At 71.5% G+C, this 19,515-nt stretch carries 15 protein-coding genes; 3 read left to right on the plus strand and 12 right to left on the minus strand.

Annotated features, from left to right (window positions below; translation table 11 throughout):
- The coding region (locus ACIOKD_RS15825; RefSeq protein ID WP_402083581.1) for a hypothetical protein at nt 1–243 on the plus strand (243 nt) is incomplete at its 5' end.
- A gap of 195 nt (nt 244–438) precedes the next feature.
- Here ACIOKD_RS15825 and ACIOKD_RS15830 read toward each other — a convergent pair.
- Nucleotides 439–1,446, minus strand: a complete 1,008-nt coding sequence (locus tag ACIOKD_RS15830; RefSeq protein WP_402083584.1) for a stage II sporulation protein M — start codon at nt 1,444–1,446, stop codon at nt 439–441.
- A 127-nt stretch (nt 1,447–1,573) separates the two neighbouring features.
- Between ACIOKD_RS15830 and ACIOKD_RS15835 the strand changes: the two genes are divergently transcribed.
- Entirely contained in the window at nt 1,574–2,692 is a 1,119-nt protein-coding gene (locus ACIOKD_RS15835; protein ID WP_402083587.1) for an RDD family protein, read from the plus strand.
- Between the two features lie 41 nt (nt 2,693–2,733).
- Here the strand turns inward: ACIOKD_RS15835 and ACIOKD_RS15840 are convergent, their stop codons facing one another.
- The 9 genes from ACIOKD_RS15840 to ACIOKD_RS15880 form a co-directional block, all read right to left on the minus strand.
- A complete protein-coding gene (locus ACIOKD_RS15840; RefSeq protein ID WP_402083589.1) occupies nt 2,734–3,378 on the minus strand; it encodes a hypothetical protein in 645 nt (214 codons plus the stop codon).
- Between the two features lie 81 nt (nt 3,379–3,459).
- The gene (gene ahcY, locus ACIOKD_RS15845) at nt 3,460–4,917 is read right to left on the minus strand and encodes an adenosylhomocysteinase (RefSeq protein ID WP_402083591.1); all 1,458 of its coding nucleotides are present in this window, start codon (nt 4,915–4,917) and stop codon (nt 3,460–3,462) included.
- A gap of 442 nt (nt 4,918–5,359) precedes the next feature.
- Nucleotides 5,360–6,337, minus strand: coding sequence for a cation diffusion facilitator family transporter (locus ACIOKD_RS15850; RefSeq protein WP_402083594.1), 978 nt, complete (start codon nt 6,335–6,337; stop codon nt 5,360–5,362).
- A gap of 189 nt (nt 6,338–6,526) precedes the next feature.
- Nucleotides 6,527–7,678, minus strand: coding sequence for a mannose-6-phosphate isomerase, class I (manA, locus tag ACIOKD_RS15855; RefSeq protein WP_402083597.1), 1,152 nt, complete (start codon nt 7,676–7,678; stop codon nt 6,527–6,529).
- Nucleotides 7,679–7,742: 64 nt separating this feature from the next.
- Nucleotides 7,743–8,870, minus strand: coding sequence for an SIS domain-containing protein (locus tag ACIOKD_RS15860; RefSeq protein WP_402083600.1), 1,128 nt, complete (start codon nt 8,868–8,870; stop codon nt 7,743–7,745).
- A 68-nt stretch (nt 8,871–8,938) separates the two neighbouring features.
- On the minus strand, nt 8,939–9,124 hold the full coding sequence (locus tag ACIOKD_RS15865) for a Trm112 family protein (RefSeq protein WP_107022483.1): 186 nt from the start codon (nt 9,122–9,124) through the stop codon (nt 8,939–8,941).
- 266 nt (nt 9,125–9,390) lie between these two features.
- Nucleotides 9,391–10,815, minus strand: a complete 1,425-nt coding sequence (locus ACIOKD_RS15870) for a phosphomannomutase/phosphoglucomutase (protein ID WP_402083603.1) — start codon at nt 10,813–10,815, stop codon at nt 9,391–9,393.
- 109 nt (nt 10,816–10,924) lie between these two features.
- Nucleotides 10,925–12,541, minus strand: coding sequence for an L-lactate permease (locus tag ACIOKD_RS15875; protein WP_402083605.1), 1,617 nt, complete (start codon nt 12,539–12,541; stop codon nt 10,925–10,927).
- Nucleotides 12,542–12,750: 209 nt separating this feature from the next.
- Nucleotides 12,751–13,128: a DUF3499 domain-containing protein gene (locus ACIOKD_RS15880; RefSeq protein WP_402083608.1), complete on the minus strand. Its 378-nt coding sequence runs from the start codon at nt 13,126–13,128 to the stop codon at nt 12,751–12,753.
- Between the two features lie 383 nt (nt 13,129–13,511).
- Between ACIOKD_RS15880 and ACIOKD_RS15885 the strand changes: the two genes are divergently transcribed.
- Nucleotides 13,512–13,964, plus strand: coding sequence for a metallopeptidase family protein (locus tag ACIOKD_RS15885; protein ID WP_402084316.1), 453 nt, complete (start codon nt 13,512–13,514; stop codon nt 13,962–13,964).
- A 108-nt stretch (nt 13,965–14,072) separates the two neighbouring features.
- On the opposite strand, the gene ACIOKD_RS15890 is transcribed toward ACIOKD_RS15885, so the two are convergent.
- Together ACIOKD_RS15890 and ACIOKD_RS15895 are read right to left on the minus strand one after the other, a co-directional pair.
- Nucleotides 14,073–15,617, minus strand: coding sequence for a DUF5719 family protein (locus ACIOKD_RS15890; RefSeq protein ID WP_402083610.1), 1,545 nt, complete (start codon nt 15,615–15,617; stop codon nt 14,073–14,075).
- The gene (locus tag ACIOKD_RS15895) at nt 15,614–19,366 is read right to left on the minus strand and encodes a glycosyltransferase (RefSeq protein WP_402083612.1); all 3,753 of its coding nucleotides are present in this window, start codon (nt 19,364–19,366) and stop codon (nt 15,614–15,616) included. The genes ACIOKD_RS15890 and ACIOKD_RS15895 overlap by 4 nt, the downstream gene beginning before the upstream one ends.
- Nucleotides 19,367–19,515 lie beyond the last annotated feature (149 nt).

Raw genomic sequence — 19,515 nt, forward strand, 5'->3', positions numbered from 1 at the left:
CTGGCGTTGATTTTTGGCACGCTGTTGAGTTCTCAAGGAACGGACGCTTCCTTTGTACTCACCCTCTCGGGCTTTCCTCCGGGCGCTTCCCTTCGTGTTTCCAACCTTACCAGATCCGTTTTCCGTTCCGTTTCCGGTCGGAATTCATTTCCAGCGGCCAGTTGGGAGGCCTTTGCCTATTTGATTGCCTTGCGGCTCTCTTTCGGCGATTCCGACTTTATCAGAAGTTTCCGACCGGCCTGACCGGCCGCTCAATTTCTGAATTATCGGGGGGTGCTCCACCGAAATTGAATTTCAGGGAGCTGACAGATGCTAACTGCCACCGCCGAGCTTGTCCAGCTCTAGGCAACTGTTCGAATCTACCTCCCCACGCGTCCCGTGTCAACGGTTTTTGTGGGGCGAAGAGGAGACTAGCAGCCTGACCGGGGTGCCTGCACATCAGGCCGCGGTCGGTACCGAGGCGCTGCGCTCGGCTTCCTCGACGTCGCCCGTCTCGCCGGCCCGCACGGCTCGGCCGCCCAGGACGTAGACGTAAGCGAGGAAGAGCAGTTCGGCGGCTATGCCTATGCCGATGCGGGCCCAGGTCGGGAGGCCGGAGGGGGTGACGAAGCCTTCGATGGCGCCGGAGACGAAGAGGACCAGGGCAAGGCCTATCGCCATCCCCAGGGCGGCACGGCCCTCCTCGGCGAGGGCCGCACGACGAGTGCGCGGGCCCGGGTCGATGACGGTCCAGCCGAGGCGCAGTCCGGTGCCGGCCGCCACGAAGACGGCGGTCAGTTCCAGGAGGCCGTGCGGGAGGATCAGGCCGAGGAAGGTGTCGAGACGGCCGGCCGAGGACATCAGGCCGATGCCGACACCCACGTTGAGCATGTTCTGGAAGAGGATCCAGACGACCGGCAGGCACAGGAAGGCGCCGAGTACCAGGCACATGGCGGCCGCCTGGGCGTTGTTCGTCCATACCTGGGCGGCGAAGGACGCCGCGGGGTGGCTGGAGTAGTACGTCTCGTACTGGCCGCCGGGGCGTGTGAGCTCCCGTAGTTCGGCGGGGGCCGCGATCGAGGACTGGACCTCGGGGTGGGTGCCGATCCACCAGCCCAGGAGGACCGCCAGCGCGGTGGACAGGAGCGCGGTCGGGACCCACCAGTGGCGTGACCGGTAGACCGCCGCGGGGAAGCCCTGGATGAGGAAGCGGGTGACGTCTCGCCAAGAGGCACGGCGGGTGCCTGTCACGGCACTGCGCGCGCGGGCCACCAGTTGACTGAGGCGGCCGGTGAGCTGGGGGTCCGGTGCGCTGGACTGGATCAGGGAGAGATGGGTCGCCGTGCGCTGATAGAGGGCGACGAGTTCGTCGGCCTCCGCTCCGGTGAGACGGCGCCTGCGTCCGAGGAGTGCGTCGAGCCGGTCCCACTCCGCCCGGTGGGCGGACACGAAGACATCGAGGTCCATCGGGTTGGCTGCTCCTCGGCTGCTCGTCTTGTGCTCGTCGTGTGGTCAGCTTGTCGCACTGCGGCGCGATGTGCCTCAGCTTGACAGACTGGCTGTTCTCAGGGCAGTTCGGGGAAGGACGGCGGGCGTGAGTGAGCTTGTGACGGGCGAGGCGGTGGCGCTGGAGCTGCGCCCCGCGAAGCTGCCGAGTCGGGTACTGGCCGTGGTGCTCGACCTGGTGGTGGTGGTGACCGCCTATGTGGTCGTGCTGATCGCCCTGGCCGTGTCCACGGCCGCGCTCGACGAGGCGGCGCGGATGGCCGTGGCGATCGCCGCGTTCCTTCTTCTGCTGGTGGGCGGGCCGATCGCCGTGGAGACGCTCAGTCATGGGCGCTCTCTGGGGAAGATGGCGTGCGGGCTGCGCGTGGTGCGGGACGACGGCGGGCCCATCCGGTTCCGGCACGCGCTGGTGCGTGGGGCGGTCGGTGTGGTCGAGATCCTGATGACGTTCGGGGTCGTGGCGTGCATCGCTTCGCTCGTGTCGGCGCGGGGGCGGCGGCTCGGTGACGTGTTCGCCGGAACCCTCGTCGTACGGGAACGGATTCCCACCGGGCGTACGTCCTTTGTCCCTCCTCCGCCACCATGGCTGTCGGGGCGGTTTTCCGGACTTGATCTGTCCGGGGTTCCGGACGGGCTGTGGCTGGCCGTCCGGCAGTACCTGACGCGGATGCAGCAGCTGGACCCGCAGGTCGGGTGGGCGATGGCGGAGCGGCTCGCGAACGACGTGGCCGAGCGCACCGGCACTCCGGCACCGCCCGGTGTTCCGCCGGCGGCGTTCCTGGCGGCCGTGATGCAGGAGCGGCAGGCTCGGGAGGCACGGCGGGCGTTCGGTGGCGGCGTTGCCGGGGGTGGGCCTGCCGGTGGTGGCTTCCTCGGCGGCCCGGCCGGACAGGCAGCCGGTGTACCGGGCGGGGGTGCGCCGAACATGCCGTACGGCACGGTGCATGGGGTGCCGTACGGCACCCCGCATGGCCCGGGGTATGGCGGGAGTCAGCCCCAGGGGCCGGTCGGTTATCCGATGCAGGGCGCGGTGGGGAGTCCGGCGCGGGGTCCTGTCCAGGACGCTGTCCGCCCGGCCGCTCCACCTCTCCCGGCCGCTCCCCCGCTCCCGTCTCCTGCCGCGGCTCCCGTGAACGCCTCGCCTCCGCCGGTTTCGCAGGAGGCCGACACGCAGCGCCCCGCCACCGGGTTCGCCCCGCCCGTTTGACCGCCGGGCTCGCTCGGCACCGGTGTCAGGCGGCACCGGTGTCAGGCGAAGACCGACGGCGGCGATTCGAGGTCTTCGAGTTCGATGCCGGGCGCGGAGAGCACCACGTCGCCGGACAGGTGCACGGTGTGCTGTTCACCGGTGTCCAGGGCTGTGACCTGGTATTCCTCCACGGCCAGGGGGCCGTTGTCAGTGGCGTGTGCTTCTCTTGTGATCAGGGCCCAGGACTGGTCGAGGGTGCGCGGGGCGAGGACCGGGTCCGTGAAGGCGACGAGGCGTACACGCGTGGCGGAGGCATCGGGGGTGAGGCGCAGCAGACGTGCGGTGGCGACGAGGAAGGCGGGGGACGAGCCGGTGAAGGCGTGGGCGCGGACATTGCCTTCGGTGGCGTGATCTCCCGTGGGGTCGGTACGGACCCAGGTGACACCGTCGAGGGCGGCGGCGCGGACCTGCCAGCCCGACGCGTGGAGTTCCAGGCGGATGGGGCGGCCGCGGTCGTCGAGGGCGAGGTCGACGGAACCGGCGGGGGTGCCTTGCCGTGCGGTTCCCTCGGGTCCCGTGCCGGAAGGGGTGGTCAGTTGGGAGACGTAGCGCCAGCCGGAGGGGCCGGGCGCGCAGTGGAACCGTTCTTCGGCGAGGGGGGTGTGGTCGTGCGGGTCATGGAGCGAATATCGGCCGCGGGGCATGGTGGCTCGGGTCCTCGTAGGGGGCAGGCCCCCGCCGGTGAGGGCGAGGGCCTGCTGACAACCGTCTGGTGAGCGCTGGGCTCAGTAGCGGTAGTGGTCCGACTTGTACGGGCCTTCGACCTCGACGCCGATGTACGAGGCCTGCTCGGGGCGGAGCGTCGTGAGCTTCACGCCGAGCGCGTCCAGGTGGAGGCGGGCGACCTTCTCGTCGAGGTGCTTGGGCAGCACGTAGACGTCGATCGGGTACTCCTCGGGCTTGGTGAACAGCTCGATCTGGGCCAGCGTCTGGTCCGCGAACGAGTTGGACATCACGAACGACGGGTGGCCGGTCGCGTTGCCCAGGTTCAGCAGGCGGCCCTCGGAGAGGACGATGAGCACCTTGCCGTCGGGGAACTTCCAGGTGTGGACCTGCGGCTTGACCTCGTCCTTGACGATGCCGGGGATCTGCGCGAGGCCGAGCATGTCGATCTCGTTGTCGAAGTGGCCGATGTTGCCCACGATCGCCTGGTGCTTCATCTTGGCCATGTCCGCGGCCATGATGATGTCCTTGTTGCCGGTCGTGGTGACGAAGATGTCGGCCTTGTCGACGACCTCGTCGAGGGTCGTGACCTGGTAGCCGTCCATCGCCGCCTGCAGTGCGCAGATCGGGTCGATCTCGGTGACGATCACGCGGGCGCCCTGACCGCGCAGGGACTCCGCGCAGCCCTTGCCCACGTCGCCGTAGCCGAGGACGACGGCGGTCTTGCCGCCGATGAGGACGTCGGTGGCGCGGTTGATGCCGTCGATCAGGGAGTGGCGGCAGCCGTACTTGTTGTCGAACTTCGACTTGGTGACGGCGTCGTTCACGTTGATCGCCGGGAACAGGAGGGTGCCCCCGCGGTGCATCTCGTACAGGCGGTGGACGCCGGTCGTGGTCTCCTCGGTCACGCCGCGGATCTCCGAGGCGAGCTGGGTCCACTTCTGCGAGCCGCCGGTGATCGTCCGGTTGAGGAGCTCCAGGACGACCCGGTGCTCTTCGTTCTCGGCGGTGTCGACGGACGGGACCTTGCCGTCCTTCTCGAACTGGACGCCGTTGTGGACGAGCATGGTGGCGTCGCCGCCGTCGTCCAGGATCATGTTCGGGCCGCCCGTGGGGGTGTTCGGCCAGGTCAGCGCCTGCTCCGTGCACCACCAGTACTCCTCCAGGGTCTCGCCCTTCCAGGCGAAGACCGGGATGCCCTGAGGGTTGTCGGGCGTGCCGTTCGGGCCGACCGCGATGGCGGCCGCCGCGTGGTCCTGGGTGGAGAAGATGTTGCAGGAGGCCCAGCGGACCTCGGCGCCCAGGGCGACCAGGGTCTCGATGAGTACGGCGGTCTGCACGGTCATGTGCAGGGAGCCGGTGACGCGGGCGCCGGCGAGGGGCTGCGCCTCGGCGTACTCCTTGCGGATCGACATCAGGCCGGGCATCTCGTGCTCGGCGAGGGTGATCTCCTTGCGACCGAAGTCGGCCAGGGAAAGGTCGGCGACCTTGAAGTCCTGTCGGTTGGCGACAGTGGTCATGCGAGCTGCTCCTCGGGTTGGGGCGAGGTCGGTTTCGGCTGGTCTGCGCGGCGGCGGGCACGGTGAGCGCCCCACGGGGCACACGAATGCCCGGTGCCTTGCGCAGCGCAGTCCGTCGGAGGCCCTCTCTCCCTCGGCCGGCCCGTGGGGCCGCCCGACCGCCATCAGCAGCGACGTCTGGCTCGGTTCCGAATCTACACCGATCGGCGCAGTGGGCCCCAGTCCGCCTGCGAACAGATCAAGCGGATTTCGAGCGTCCGGCGAGTCGGGGACACCCGTGCGCGACCTGATGGCGGCTCTCCACGGGGCGGCTGTTCTCGACGTGCCGCGCGAGATCCGGTAGCCGTAGCCGTAGTCGTACCTCTGGTCATACGTGACCGGGGCCCGCCGGAAAGTTCGGCGGGCCCCGGTCACGTATCCGACGGGTCGGGTCGTACGGAGATCAGTGTTCGGCGGTCGGTGCCGGGCCGCCCGGCGAGGCCTCCGGGTCGGCGCCCTTCTCGGCCTCGGACTCGTTGTAGATGTCGGGTTCGAGGTAGATGACGCGGGCGATCGGGACGGCCTCGCGGATGCGGGACTCGGCGGCGTTGATCGCCGAGGCGATCTCGGCGGCCGTGTCGTCGTGCTGGACCGCGATCTTGGCGGCGACCAGCAGCTCCTCGGGACCGAGGTGGAGCGTACGCATGTGGATGATGCCGGTCACCGTGTCGCCGTCGACGATCGCGGCCTCGATCTTGTGGACCGCCTCGATGCCTGCGGCCTCGCCCAGGAGCAGCGACTTGGTCTCGACGGCAAGGACGATCGCGATGACGATGAGCAGGATGCCGATGCAGAGGGTGCCGATGCCGTCCCAGACGCCGTCACCGGTGGCCAGGGCGATGCTGACGCCGCCCAGCGCGAGGACCAGACCGACCAGGGCGCCGAGGTCCTCCAGGAGGACGACCGGCAGCTCGGGTGCCTTGGCGTGGCGTACGAAGTCCTTCCAGGACTGCTTGCCTCGCGTCTGGTTGGACTCCACGATGGCCGTCCGGAAGGAGAAGGACTCGGCGATGATCGCGAAGACGAGGACGCCCACCGGCCAGTACCAGTGCTCGATCTCGTGCGGGTGCTTGATCTTCTCGTAGCCCTCGTAGATCGCGAACATGCCGCCGACCGAGAAGAGGACGATCGAGACGAGGAAGGCGTAGATGTAGCGCTCGCGGCCGTAGCCGAAGGGGTGTTGCGGGGTCGCCTCGCGCTTGGCCTTCTTGCCGCCGAGGAGCAGCAGTCCCTGGTTGCCGGAGTCGGCGAGCGAGTGCACGGACTCGGCGAGCATCGACGACGAACCGCTGAAGAGGAACGCCACGAATTTCGCTACCGCGATGGCGAGGTTGGCGGCGAGTGCCGCCACGATCGCCTTGGTGCCGCCTGACGCGCTCATCTGTTCCCGATGTCCCTTCGTCTGCCACTCGACTGCCACTCGACTGGCACTCGTCTGTCACCCGGCTGCCCCGGTCGGCCGCCGTCAGGCTGCCGTCCCGCATTTTGCCTGCCCTTTGCGGTGGGCCATTGTTGCAGCCCGGACCGGCCCCGGAGCGCCGGGCCGCGACAGTGGTGCCTGGTGATTCCCTCAGACGACGACCGTGGCCCGAAAAATGGTCCCGCTTCCGGAGACTTCCACCTTTTCGTCCGCCGGTACGAACACGGATTCACCCGCGACGAGCGTGACGTCGCCCGTCTGTACGGAGCCGGCGGTGCACAGCAGGATCTGCGGGGTGCGGCGGGTGAGGTCGCGGTCGGGTCCGCCCGCCGGGAGGACGTACCGGGAGAGGCGGAACTCGTCGATGGGGGTCTCGTAGACCTCCTCGCCGTCCGGGGAGGCCTCGGGGCGCAGTACGCCCGGGTCGCCCGCCTCGAAGCAGACGATGCGCAGGAGTTCGGGGACGTCGACGTGCTTGGGGGTCAGTCCGCAGCGCAGCACGTTGTCGGAGTTGGCCATGATCTCGACGCCGAGGCCGTTCAGATACGCGTGCGGCACCCCGGCGCCGAGGAACAGGGCCTCACCGGGCTGCAGTTGTACGTGATTGAGCAGCATCGCGGCGATGACACCGGGGTCGCCGGGGTAGTGGTGGGCGATCGAGGCGTACGGGGCGTGGGCGCCGCCGAGCCGGGCGCAGGCCGCGGCGGCCTCGGTGACCGTGGTGGCCATCAGCTCGGGGTCAGCGGTGAGTACTGCGGTCAGCACCTCGCGCAACGCGGCCTCCTCGGGCCGCGCGTGCAGCAGGTCGACGTACGGCTTGAGGGAGTCGACCTCCAGGGCCGTGAGCAGCTCGGCGGCATCCAGCGGGGCGCGGAAGCCGCACAGGCCGTCGAACTCCGTGAGCGCGCAGATCAGTTCGGGCTTGTGGTTGGCGTCCTTGTAGTTGCGGTGCGGTGCGTCGATCGGGACGCCGCGGCGCTCCTCGTCCTCGTACCCCTCCTTCGCCTGGGTCAGGTCGGGGTGCACCTGGAGGGAGAGGGGGGCGCCCGCGGCGAGGATTTTGAGCAGGAAGGGGAGGCGCGGGCCGAATGCGGCGACCGCCTCGGTGCCCAGTTCACGCTCGGGGGCCGCGGCGATCACCTCGGTGAGGGGGCCGCGGGGGGTGCGTGAGGGCGCGCCCGGGTGGGCGCCCATCCACATCTCCGCCTGCGGTTCGCCGGTCGGCTCGGTGCCGAGGAGCCGCGGGATGGCCGTGGTGGAGCCCCAGGCGTAGGGGCGGACGGTGTTGTCGAGGCGGTCCATGCTCTGTCTTCTTCTCCGTACGTGCGCTGGTACGCGTGCTCCGGTCAGGAGGCGTGGCTCAAGGTCAGGCCGTCGAGGCGAGTGCCAGGTAAACGGCGGCGAAATCCGTGACGGCGATCAGTTCGGCGAGTGTTTCCAGGTCGCCGCCCTCCTCCGGTTCGAGTTCGCTGATCGCCGTGTCGTGGCTGAGGGCCAGCTCGCGGGCGGCCGGGGCCGCGGTGCGCCCGCCGGCCGGGCGGTCGCGCAGCAGGACCACGCGCGCGTGGACGACCTGGGCCTCCTCGACGCGGTCGCGGAAGAAGTCGTCGGGGTCCGCGCCCGCCGCCAGTGTGCCCGCGAGGAGGACGCTGTGCGCGGCCAGTGCCTCGGGCAGTTCGGCGGTGAGGGCGGGGCGCCCCGCGAGTTCGGCCAGGGCCGCGACGAAGCGGCGGCCCGCGGGGCCCGCGGAATCGCCCTCGGTCCAGATCACCGGGAGTGCCTCGGCGAGTTCGGACGCGAGCGTCTTGGCGGGGTTGCTGTACGTCGCGATGGCCGGTCCGCAGCGCTCGGCCACCTGGTCGAGACGGTCGGCGACCTTCTGCAGGGTCTCGGGCGGTGCGGACAGGAGGCCGGTGCGGTCGAGCAGGGCGAGCAGCGGGGTGAGCAGTGCCCAGAGGGAGCCCGGGGCCGAGGCGGCGGTCGGGGCCTGCGGCTCGTAGGGGGCGGTCGCCATCGGCACGGAGAGGCCGTGGGCGCCGGCGACCGCGTCCGTGAGCGGGGCGCGGGGCGGGCAGACGGCGACGACGGTCAGGCCGCGCCGGTAGGCCTGCTCGACGAGGAGCGAGAGGCCGGGTTCGCTGCCGTCGGGGGTGGCGATCAGCAGCAGGTCCACGGGGCCCGCCCAGCCCGGGAGTTCCCAGAGCAGGGCGCCCGCGGCCGGGGCCACTCCGCGAGGGGTGAGCCGGGTGACGGGGCAGGCGGCGCCGGCGAGCGAGCCGAGCAGGTCGGCGACGCAGGTGGCGGCGAGGCCGGGGCCCGCGGTCAGGATGGCGCGCGGGCGGCCGTCGGGCTTCAGCTCGGCGATTCCGGCCTCGGTGGCGTGCCGGACGGCGGTGCGTACGCGGGCGCCCGCCTCGGCGGCGCCGCGGAGCAGGTCCCGCCGGTCCGCGCGAGCCAGCGCCTCCGGGTCGTCGAGGAGTGATTCGTCGAACATGGTGGGCAGCCTCCGGACGCCTGGCGGGGTCGCTTCTGCGGGGTTGCTTCTCTGTGGCCGGCGGGGCTCTACGCGGGGCGGCGGGCCTCGTCGACCAGGAGGACCGGGATGCCGTCGCGGACGGGGTAGGCCAGGCCGCAGTCCTTGCCCGTGCAGATCAACTCGGCCTCCTGCTCTTCGGAGGAGGCCTCCTTGAGGGGGGCGTGGCAGGCCGGGCAGGCGAGGATTTCCAGGAGGCCGGCTTCTAGTGGCATGTCAGGTCCCTTCGGGGGCGGGTTCCGGGGTGGGGCCGGGGTGGGGGTGTGTGTGATGTGGCCTGGTCAGGGTACCGCTGCGTGGGGGTGAGCGTGGGGGGTCTTCGCCCCCGCCGCCCCTACCCGTTCCCGTCACGCATGGGGGCTTCGCCCCCTCGCCCCCCTGTCGCGCTGCGCGCTCGTCCTCAAACGCCGGACGGGCTGAAAGAATCGCGTTGAGGACCGGGGGTCGGGGGCGGCGCCCCCGAGTACGTGACGGGGATCGGTCAACCCCTGATGAGCGCCAGTACCTCGTCGCGCACCTTCGCCACCGTCGGCTCGTCCCGGGCCTCCGCGTTCAGGCGCAGGAGCGGTTCCGTGTTGGAGGGGCGGACGTTGAACCACCAGTCCGCGGCGGTGACGGTGAGGCCGTCGAGTTCGTCGAGGGTGACGTCCTCCCGGCCCTCGTACGCCGTCCGGATCGCGGTGAGGCGGGCCGTCTGGTCGTCGACCGTGGAGTTGATCTCGCCCGAGCCCGCGTAGCGGTCGTACTGGGCGACGAGGGCGGAGAGGGTGCCCTCCTGGCCGCCGAGGGCCGCCAGGACGTGGAGGGCGGCGAGCATTCCGGTGTCCGCGTTCCAGAAGTCCTTGAAGTAGTAGTGCGCGGAGTGCTCACCGCCGAAGATCGCCCCGGAGGCGGCCATCTCGGCCTTGATGAAGGAGTGGCCCACGCGGGTGCGTACCGGTGTGCCGCCGTTCTCGCGGACGACCTCCGGGACCGACCAGGAGGTGATCAGGTTGTGTATGACCGTGCCCTTGCCGCCGTGCCTGGCCAGCTCCCGGGCGGCGACCAGGGCCGTGATCGCGGACGGGGAGACCGGCTCGCCGCGCTCGTCGACGACGAAGCAGCGGTCGGCGTCGCCGTCGAAGGCGATGCCGAGGTCGGCCGCCTCCTCGCGGACGCGCTTCCGGAGGTCGACGATGTTCGCCGGGTCCAGCGGGTTCGCCTCGTGGTTCGGGAACGTGCCGTCCAGCTCGAAGTACATCGGGACGAGGGTCAGGGGGAGGCCTGCGAAGACCGTCGGGACCGTGTGTCCGCCCATGCCGTTGCCCGCGTCCACCACGACCTTCAGGGGGCGGATCGAGGTCAGGTCGACGAGGCCGCGCAGGTGCGCCGCGTAGTCCTCCAACGTGTCGCGCCGCGTGATCGTGCCTTGCGTCGCATCCGAGGCCGGAGCTTGTGGGGTCGGAGCTTGTGGGGTCGGAGCTTGTGATGTCGGGGCTTGCGCGGTCGGGGCTCCCGCGTCGAGCCACGACTCGACCAGTTCCCGGATCTCGGTGAGGCCGGTGTCCTGGCCGACGGGGGCCGCGCCCGCCCGGCACAGCTTGATGCCGTTGTACCGGGCCGGGTTGTGCGAGGCCGTGAACATCGCGCCCGCGAGGTCGAACGCCCCCGACGCGTAGTACAGCTGGTCCGTGGAACAGAGCCCGATCTCGGTGACGTCGACGCCGCGCGCCGCCGCCCCGCGTGCGAAGGCCCGGGACAGACCCGGTGACGAAGGGCGCATGTCGTGACCGGTCACGATCGCGTCCGCTCCCGTCACCTGCACGAAGGCCGCACCGAACAACTCGGCCAGGGTCTCGTCCCACTGGTCCGGGACCACCCCGCGTACGTCGTACGCCTTAACGAGCTGCGACAGATCAGCGGTCACGGCCAACCCTTCTGGAGTCCTCAACGGTGACGGGGACCCCAAAGTACCCGTACGGACCGACACTCGGCCGTGCGGGACCTACGCGGGCACATACGGACATCGCGCGGGCTTACGGAAGCATCCATCCCAGGACGGGTGAGCTCTGTCCGACGACGATCAGGCACATGATCAGCAGGAGTCCGAGGCTCCACGGGAGCACCTTGCGCAGCAGGTCGCCCTCGCGGCCCGCGAGGCCGACCGCCGCGCAGGCGATGGTGAGGTTCTGGGGCGAGATCATCTTGCCCAGGACACCGCCCGAGCTGTTGGCCGCGGCGAGGAGTTCCGGGGACAGGCCGGACTCCCTCGCCGCGGTCACCTGGAGGGCGCCGAAGAGCGCGTTGGCCGAGGTGTCAGAGCCGGAGACGGCCACTCCGAACCAGCCGAGTACGGGTGACAGGAAGGCGAGTCCCGCGCCGGCCGCCGCCACGAAGTGGCCGATCGTGGCCGCCTGCCCGGACAGGTTCATGACGTAGGCGAGCGCGAGGACGGAGGTGACGGTGAGGATCGCGAACCTCAACTCGTGGACGGTGGCCGCCCATTCCTTGAGCGCCACGCGCGCGTGCACCCCGAGAACGACTGCCGTGCACACGCCGGCGAGCAGCACCAGCGTGCCGCCGGTGGACACGATCGGCCAGGTGAAGACATTGCCGCCGACCGGGTCGCCGTCCGGGTTCACGACGTTCAGGAAGGGCCAGTCGAAGACCCGGGTCGCCTTCGCCAACTGGTCCTTGACGGGCGGGATCTGGGCGATGGAGAAGATCACCACGATCAGTGCGTACGGGGAGTACGCGCGCAGTACTTCGGGGCGCGGGTCCTCCTCGTCCAGGTCCTCGCTGCGGGTGCCCGTCAGGACCGCGGCCCGTACGGGTTCGGCGGCGGGCCTGCGCGCGTGCGGTACCGCCATCAGCGCGGCCGCGCCGGCCAGGGCGGCCCCGATGTCAGCGAGTTGCGCGGAGACGTAGTTGGAGGCGGCGAACTGGGCGATGGCGAAGGCGACTCCGCACGCCATCGCGGGTACCCAGGTCTCGCGCAGGCCGCGCCGGCCGTCCACCAGGAAGACGAGCACGAGGGGCACCACCAGGGCGAGCAACGGGGTCTGACGGCCCACCACGGAGGCGACGGTGTCCAGCGGCAGGTCGGTCACCTGGGCGAGCGTCACGACCGGTGTGCCCATCGCCCCGAAGGCGACCGGCGCCGTGTTGGCGACGAGCGCGACCACCGCCGCGCGGACGGGGTCGAAGCCGAGCGCGACGAGCATCACCGAGCAGATCGCGACGGGCGCGCCGAAGCCCGCGAGGGCCTCCAGGAGCGCGCCGAAGCAGAACGCGACGACGAGCGCCTGGATGCGCGGGTCGTCGGAGAGCCGCCCGAAGGAGCGGCGCAGGATGTCGAAGTGCCGGGTGCGGACGGTCATCCGGTAGACCCAGAGGGCGTTGACGACGATCCACAGGATGGGGAAGAGGCCGAACACCGCTCCCTGGGCGGCGCTGGAGAGGGTCTGGCCCACCGGCATGCCGTACGCGAGTGTGGCGACCAGGGCCGCCGCCGCCAGACCGATGAGGCCGGCCAGGTGCGCCTTCATGCGGACCCCGCCGAGCAGGACGAGGACGAGGACGAGGGGCAGGGTCGCGACGAGCGCGGACAGGCCGAGCGAGTCGGCCAAGGGCTCAAGTTCCTGGACGTACACGGAGCCTCCCCCGATTCCGCTATGCGGAAATCAATTTCTCATGGGCCGGGGAAAATCGTCGTGTCCGCGACAAGCGCGCGTCAATGGTCATGCACCACTGAGCGAAACGTGTACCGAATACACACGGGACACACGAGACACACGGGATGCAGGGGACACAAAGGACGCAGGGGACACGCGGGGTGAAGTCCCCTGCAAGGAGGAAGGGTTCAGGAGTCCGGTGAGCGCAGGACCCGCAGATGGCCGCGGCGGGCGACCTCCATCGGGTCGGCGCCACGGGCGTTGCCGCCACCCGCGCGGGTGGGCCGCTCCTGCGGGCGGGCCGCCTCGCGGACCGCGTTGGCGAGCGCTTCCAGGTCGTCACCGCTGGGGCGGGAGGGAGCGGAGCCGTCGGCGAGCCGGACGACCTCCCAGCCGCGCGGCGCGGTGAGGCGCTCGGAGTGCTCGGCGCACAGGTCGTAGCAGTGGGGTTCGGCGTAGGTGGCGAGCGGGCCGAGGACCGCGGTCGAGTCGGCGTAGACGTACGTCAGCGTCGCTACGGCGGGACGGCCGCAAGCGGTGCGCGAACAGCGACGTACAGGGCTCACGAGGTTGGACGGTACCGCACTCTTGAGCGGGCCGCGACGACACTCCCCCGGGTCACTCCACCGTGTCGTGCGGTGACGCCCGGCACAAGGGGATTCCGGCGGGCGTGTTCGGCCTGCTGGTACGGGTGTTGACGAGGTGACGGACGAGCCCGGGAGTGGTCGCGATCCAGTGCAAAGGCTGTCAAATACCGCTATGCGCCCGGCCTTGGAGGATACGGTCCTGGAGGAAGCGGAAACCAGCCCGAGCTTGGCTCCGACGCCCATCCCGCGACATGTCTGATGCGGGGCCCCCGAACTCGTACGCAACGGTGGTCCGTAGCCGCAGGCGGGACGCGTGCCGTGTGCGGGCGGCGGCGGGGCGCGGGGACTACTCTTCGTCAGTGATGGACAACCCCGTACCGCCCCGTCCCGCCGAACCCGGGCCCCGTCGTCGTGATCGACACGGACGCGGGATGCGTGGGCCCGTGGCACCACCGCAGGTGCCCCTCTCGGCCAGTCGCTCCGAGGTGTTCGCGGATCTGGTGCAGGACTCCGTGGAGCGGCTGGAGCGGCGGTGGCCACAGCTCTCCGACATCGAGTTCATGGTGCTGGAGGTCCCCCGGTTCGATCCGGCAGGTGACGAGGGCTGGGGCGAGGAGGCCGTGCCCCTGGGCGGCACCACTCCGGCGCACGAGGGCCGTCCCGCCCGGGTCATCGTCTACCGGCGCCCCGTCGAGATCCGTACGAAGAGCCGCGACGAGCGGGCCGCACTGGTGCACGAGGTCGTGGTGGAACAGGTCGCCGAGGTGCTGGGCCTGACACCGGAGACCGTCGATCCCCGGTACGGGGAGGACTGAAGCCCGGACGGACCGAAGCCTGGACGGACCGAGCACCGGAGGACCGAGCCCTGGACGGGCCGGGGCTCCTCCCTGAGTGCACTGAGTGCCCTGAGTGCTGGTACCGCCCTACTTCTGCAGGACCGAGAGGTCCTGCTCGGCGACCGGTACCTTCACCGTCCCCCGGTCGTCCGGGAGGGTCTGCACGGTGAACATGGGCACGCCCCCCTCGGCCGCTTCGAGCATGCGCGACGCGTGGACGGGCCCGCCGGACAGCGGCTCCACGGTGAGCGCGTACGTGCCCTTGAGGCCGGCGGGCACGGGAAGCTCGACGTTCTGCGTGGTGCCGGCCTTGACCGTGTACGTCTTCGAGGCGGCCGTGCCGCCGTCGCTGCCCGCGGAGGCCGTGACCTTGACCTTCGCGCCGCGGCCGGGGGCGACCAGGGAGAGTGTGGAGCCCTTGGAACGGTTGTCGGCGGCCGTCGCACGCGCGCCCACCGGGCCCGTGGCCGGGATGAACGCCGTTTCCTGGTCGGCGCCCTTGCCGCGTACGACCCTCAGGGCCGCGACGACAGGGGTGGACTTCCCGGTCGGCGTCAGCACCAGGGAACCGGCCTCGCCGCGTGTGACGTCGCCGAGGTCGACGGCGGCCGTCATACCGGCCTTCACGTGCAGCGTCTCGTGCCCGGCGGGAGTGATCGTGCCGGTCGGCGAGGCGAGCCGCACCTTCAGGTCGGCGTCGGCCTCACCGGGCGCGAACGCCACCAGCCGTACGGAGGTGGCGTCCTTCGGGATGCCCGGCAGGACGAGGCTGCCCGCCGGAGCGGCCGAGGGGGCGAGCCAGTCGCCGCCGAGCGCGTCGTCCAGAGCCTGGACGGCGGCGGCCACCCGGCCGCTGCGGACCGTGACGTGCACGGTGAGGTTGGTCTCCGGCTCGTCGATGAGGGTCGACAGGAGCACCGACTCACTGGAGTGCGGCGGGATCTTGATGCCCTCTCCGACCGTCGACTTCAGGACGCCGTCCTTGCCGTACAGCTCGATGTCGGCGACGGCTGCGGAGTCGTCGGGGTTGGTCAGGTGCGCGTAGTCCGTGCGCTCCTTGGCGGTGCTGGCGCCCGGGAACCAGAAGTCGGTGTCCGGTGCCGAGCAGCTGGTACCGAGCAGGCCGCGGCCGGTGCCCGCCTCGACCTCGGTGGTCTGCTGGACGGCCCAGCCGGGTGCGAACCTGCCCTCGGCCGTGCCGACCAGCGCGGGCGACTCGGCGCCTGACGCCTTGGCCGTGACCGGCTTCCCGGGCTCCTTCGGCGTCAGGACCGGCTTCTCCTTCTCGCCGTCCTTCTTGTCGTCCTGCTCGCTGTCCTGCTCGCTGTCCTGCTTCTCGTCCCCGTCGTCGGCCGCGGACCCGTCGGCCGACTGCGCACCCGCGGCCACCAACTCGGCCTTGCCGCTCGTACCGGTGCCCTTGGTGACGGGTGTGAAGGACGTGTACGCGGTCTCGGCGAGGTCCGAGGTGCTGGGAGCCGGACAGAGGAGGCTGGTGCGCTCCACGGGCAGCTGGGCGGCCGCCTTGGCCGTGTCCTCCCCGGCGGCCTGCGGCTCGGACATCGAGGCGAAGCCGGTGACGGCGGCGAGCGCGGCCACGCCGGCGATCAGGGACACGGTGGTGCGGTTCACTGCTGGCTCCCGTCGGGGCGCTCGTTGTCGGTGCCGTGCGGTGGTTGCTGCTGTTGCTGTTGCTGCTGTTGCTGCTGTTGCTGCTGTGTCGGGTCGTACGAGGGGTCGTAACCCTGTCCGTAAGTCTGCGACGGGTCGTACCCCGCGTTCCCCGTGCCGTACGCCGCGTACGGGTCGTATTGGTCCGCCTGGTACGGGTCCGCCTGGTACTGCTGCTGCTCGTACGTGCCCGCGGGGTACTGCGGGGCGCCCTGGTACTGCTGCTGCTCGGAGGTGCCGTACTCGGCGCCGTACGTCGACGCGTCCCACTCGTCGTAGGACTGCTGCTGCGGGATCGGGGCGACCGCGGGGGCTTCTCCCGGAGCGGGCGGGGCGTCGGGCGGGAAGGAGTCGGACCGCTCCGACGGCCCGGCCTGTGCGGCCTCTTCGCTCTGTTCGGCCTCCGCCTGGGCGCGCAGGCGGCGGGCCCTGCGGCCCTCGCCCGACGCGGACTCGACGGGTACGACGGCCTCCTCGGGGAGGTCGTCGTCGACATCGCGACGGCGTCCCGGCAGCGCGAGCACCACGAGGACGACGGCGAGCGCGCCCTGGGCCCACAGCCAGCCGGTGTGCCCGAACGGCGCCTCGAAGGTGACGTCGAGGCGGCCTCCGGTGGCGGGCAGTTCGAAGCCCTGGGCCCAGCCGTCGACCGTGGTCCTGGTGAGCGGCTTCCCGTCGAGGGTGGCCGTCCAGCCCTCGTCGGCGGTGTCCGCGAGGCGCAGGACGCGGCCCTCGGCACCGGCGGAGATCTTGGTGTGCAGTTCGACGGGGCCGGCGGCGATGGGCTGCGGGTCGCCGGAAGCGGGAACGATGGCCGCGCGCGCGACCTGCCGGTCGACGCGCCACAGGGCGCTGCCGTCCTGCTGGCTGAGCCGGCTCAGGCCCGGTGTGGCGTCCAGGACGCGACCGACCTCGCGGGGCGCGCCGTCGCGCACCAGGACGTACCGCACGGCGAAGCCGCCGAGCTGGTCGGCCTGGTCGGCGCCGGAGCCCGCCACGAGGTTGGCGACGACCTTGTCGAGCGTCCTGTTCTCGCCGCCCGCCGCGGCCAGTTCGGCGTCGCCGAGGCGGGCGCCGGAGCCGCGGACGAGGGTGTAGCCGACCTTGGACGCCGTGTCGCTGCCGAGGACGAGCGTGCGGGCCTGGTCGCGGGTGCCGCTCTCCTCGGCGACGAACGCGGGCACCTGGACGGGATCACGTCGCTCCAGGGGGCCGTCCGCACCGCGGATCATCCAGCCTGCGGCGATGAGCAGGGGCCCGGCGGCCGAGGCGAAGGCGATGAGGACGGCGACCGGCTGACGCCAGCCGAAGCTCTGCTCTGCCACGCGTGAGCGTGCCCCGTCGGCGCCGAGCGCGGCGGCTGCGAGGAACGCGAGGCCGTAGACGAGGGTGGCGGGTCCCGCCCAGGTGGAGCCGTTCGAGAGGGCGGCGAAGACGAGCGCCACCAGGGCGGCCGTCCAGGCGGCCCAGATGCCCAGTTGCCGTTCGGCGCGCATCAGGGCGGCCACGGCGGCGCACACGATGCCGGTGAGCATCAGCCCGCTGACCGTGCCGGGTCCGCCGGGGCTCGCGCCGAGAAGGTCGAGTGCGGAGGCCGCTCCCGACTCGTACTCCATGCCGGCCTCCTGGAAGAAGCCGAACGGGAGCAGGGTGAGCGACCAGGGGGCGAGGACCAGCAGCGGGGTGCCGAGCTGGAGCAGGAAGCGCAGCCCGTAGGCGGCGATGTCACCGCGGCGCACGACCGCAAGGGCGACGCCGAGCACCAGCGCGATGGGCCACACGATCGGAGTGAACGCGGTGGCGAGGGTCAGCAGGAGCGCGTACGCCCAGGTGGCACGCCAGCCACCGCGGCCGGACTCCGAGGCGAGGCCGCTCGCCGCGATGCCCGCGCGCGCGATGAGGGGCAGCAGGACGGCGAGCACGGCGGTGCCGAGACGGCCGCCCGCGAGCGCGCCGGTGGCGGCGGGCAGGAAGGCGTACGCGACGGACGCCCAGGCGCGCAGCAGGCGCGACTCGACGAGCGGCCGGGAGACGAAGTAGGCGGCGAAGCCGGCCAGCGGTACCGAGCCGATCAGCAGGACGGTGACCGCGAGGCCCGCGGAGCCGAACAGCACGCTGGCGAGCATGGCGACGAGCGCGAGGTAGGGCGGCGCCGACTGCGTGCCCCCGGCGCCGACGGGGTGCCAGCCGTCCAGGTAGCGCGACCACAGTTCGGAGGAGTCCGCGGGGGCGGGCAGCAGCGCGCCGCCCGCGAGCGCACCGCCGCCGAGGAGTTCACGGCAGGCGATGAGGGTGAAGAAGAGGAGCACCACGAAGACCATCGGCCCGGGCTTGCGGGCGACGCGCTTGAGGCGGGCGAACTGCTCGATCTGCAGGAAGTCGGCGTCGTCGCCGCCCGGTCCGGACTCGACCGCGCTGCCGTGGCGTCCCGCCGCGTTCAGCTCGGGGTCGGAGCGGCCCACGAGGCTGCCCGCGGCCTGTTCGACGGTGGCCCGGACGGTGGCGCCGGGGGGTGGGAACAGTGCGCGCAGTTCGTCCTTGTCGACCTGCGGGCTGCCGCGCCTGCGCCGGCCCGCGATGATGCGCTCGGGGCGCAGCAGGGTGCCCAGCAGGCCGCGGATCTCGTCGACCGCCTGCCCGGGGGCCTTGCCGACGAGGTACGCGACCGTGCGCAGCAGGGTGCCGAGCACGAGCCGCACGAGGATCCAGGGCAGGACCGCGCTGCGGGCGTTGACGAGGAGGGTGTAGGTGGCGCCCGCCTTGTCGACCTTGTGCGGGGAGGCGGAGGTGCGGCCCACGCAGTCGACGGTGCGGCGCTCGCGGGAGGACGCCTCGGCGTGCCGTACGACCGCTTCGGGGGCGACCAGGACGCGGTGGCCCGCGGACTGGGCGCGCCAGCAGAGGTCGATGTCGTCGCGCATCAGGGGCAGCCTGCGGTCGAAGCCGCCGAGCTCCTCGTAGACGTCGCGGCGGATCAGCATGCCGGCGGTGGAGACGGCCAGCACGGGAATCACGTGGTCGTGCTGGCCCTGGTCCTGCTCGCGCCGGTCGAGGCCGGTCCAGCGGCGGCCGCTGTGGGCGATGGTCACGCCGACTTCGAGGAGCTGTCTGCGGTCGTACCAGCCGCGGAGCTTGGGGCCGATGACGGCGACGTCCTTGCCGAGCTCCCGTTCGTTCTCCACGACGCGCAGCAGCTGGGCCAGGGCGTCGGGCTCCGGGGCGCAGTCGTCGTGCAGCAGCCACAGCCACTGCTGGGGCTCGCCGTGCGGCAGCTCCGGCAGGTCGTACGTGTCGTCGCGCCAGGTGCGGGTGACCGGGTCCCAGCCGCTGGGGCGCTTCAGGTACGGAAGCTCGTCCGGGGTCAGCACGCCCGCGATGCGGACGGCCTCCTCGACGGCCTGGCCGAAGCCCGTGCGCCGGGCGAGGTGGAGCACCCGGTCGGCGCCGAGGGCGTCGGTGACCAGCTGGGCGGAGGCGTCCGCGCTGCCGGTGTCGGCCGCCACGGCGTTCTGTACGGGGCGCTCCTGGCCGAGCAGCCCGGAAAGGGCGTCGGGCAGCCAGCGGGCACCGTCGTGCGAGACGAGCACGGCGGTGACCACGTGCCTCGGGAACTCCGGCGGGCGGCCCGGGTCGGACACCATCGGGCCGGCCGGGTCGAACGCTGCGGGGGCAGTGTCGTACTGACCTGCCGAATGGCTGTGCACGGACATCGAGGTACGGGCCCCGGTTCGCTGGACTGCGGTGGACGCCTGTGTTCCCGGGGGATCACGGGGCGTCTCGGACGGAGGCCCACACTAACGGCTGCACAACGGCGCGGCCCGCCGCCTGTGGACAACCCACCCGCGACGGGCCGTGCGTT

It is taken from the genome of Streptomyces sp. NPDC087844 (genome assembly GCF_044742785.1).
Taxonomy (GTDB): domain Bacteria; phylum Actinomycetota; class Actinomycetes; order Streptomycetales; family Streptomycetaceae; genus Streptomyces.